The following is a 1,376-nucleotide window of genomic DNA, read 5'->3' as shown; positions in this document are numbered from 1 at the left end:
CCCGTCGCCTTTCATTGTATGATTGATTATGTGGGTTGAGTAATCTAGTCGGAGGTTGATGAAAGTTGGGGACGTTGGGGTATTGAAGAGTGGCGGTATCTGAGGCGTACACTGTGGCGACGACGCGTACGGCGGGTGGTCGCAGGGGCGGTCGCCTGTCGGCTGGCATCCTTCGGAGCTGGCTGGGGCGGTGCTCGCGTCGCTGGTCGAACGCGCCGGCATGAGGGTCGAGGATATTGATCTTTACGAAGTGAACGAGGCTTTCGCACCGATCCCGATGGCCTGGCTGGAGGCGACCGGGGCCGATCCCGACCGGCTCAACGTCAACGGCGGCGCGATTGCGCTGGGCCATCCGCTGGGCGCTTCGGGCACCAGGCTGATGACCCCGCTGGTTCATGCGCTGCGCGCGCGGGGCAAGCGTTACGGCCTGCAGACGATGTGCGAGGGCGGCGGCATCGCCAACGTCACCATCGTCGAGGCGCTCTAGACAACGCGCGCCACCGACACCGGGCGTGGCCGCGAAGGGTTCCGTCCGCACGACAATCCCGGCGGCCGGCAACGGGCCGTCCGGCATTCGACAGGAGCAAGGCAAGTGGAACTGGCAGGACTGAGCGCGGTCATCACCGGCGGGGCAAGCGGACTGGGCGCGGCGACCGCGCGCAAGCTGGCGGCAGAGGGCGTCAAGGTCGCGCTGTTCGACCTCAACGCCGATCTGGGCGAGGCGCTGGCGAAGGAACTGGGCGGGGTGTTCTGCAGCGTCAACGTCACCGACGAGGCGAGCGTGGACGCAGGCTTTGCCAAGGCGCGCGAGGCGATCGGGCAGGAGCGCATCCTCGTCAACTGCGCGGGCACCGGCAACGCGATCAAGACCGCCAGCCGCGACCGCAAGACCGGCGAGATCAGGCACTTCCCACTCGCCGACTTCGACAGGATCATTCAGATCAACCTCGTCGGCACGTTCCGCTGCATCGCCAAATCGGCCGCGGGCATGCTCGCGCTCGACCCGCTGGATGGCGGCGAGCGCGGCGCCATCGTCAACACCGCCAGCGCCGCCGCCGAGGATGGCCAGATCGGCCAGGCCGCCTATTCCGCATCGAAGGGCGGCGTCGTCGGCATGACCCTGCCCATCGCGCGCGATCTTTCCTCCGAAGGCATCCGCGTCAACACCATCCTGCCCGGCCTCTTCGCCACCCCGCTGATGCAGGCCGCCCCCCAGCCCGTCCTCGACGCCTTGGGCGCACAAGTCCCCTTCCCCAAGCGCCTCGGCATCCCCGAAGAATACGCCTCCCTCGCCGCAGAAATGATCCGCAACCCATACTTCAACGGCGAAGACGTCAGACTCGACGGCGCCATCCGTATGGCGCCAAAGTAAAAAT

1 protein-coding gene and 1 pseudogene are annotated in these 1,376 nt (G+C 66.8%); both read left to right on the top strand.

The window, feature by feature from the left end; all coding sequences use genetic code 11:
• Window positions 1–205: 205 nt before the first annotated feature.
• Window positions 206–487: pseudogene (locus C2R25_RS18760) on the top strand (acetyl-CoA C-acetyltransferase); the annotation flags it as partial.
• 105 nt (window positions 488–592) lie between these two features.
• The gene (locus C2R25_RS18755) at window positions 593–1,372 is read left to right on the top strand and encodes an SDR family NAD(P)-dependent oxidoreductase (RefSeq protein WP_103730641.1); all 780 of its coding nucleotides are present in this window, start codon (window positions 593–595) and stop codon (window positions 1,370–1,372) included.
• The last annotated feature ends 4 nt before the right edge of the window (window positions 1,373–1,376 follow it).

It is taken from the genome of Novosphingobium sp. HII-3, assembly GCF_002916655.1.
GTDB classification, from domain to species: Bacteria; Pseudomonadota; Alphaproteobacteria; order Sphingomonadales; family Sphingomonadaceae; genus Novosphingobium; species Novosphingobium panipatense.
Note: the sequence above shows the minus strand (reverse complement) of the source record. Positions and strands in the feature narration are given on the sequence as shown.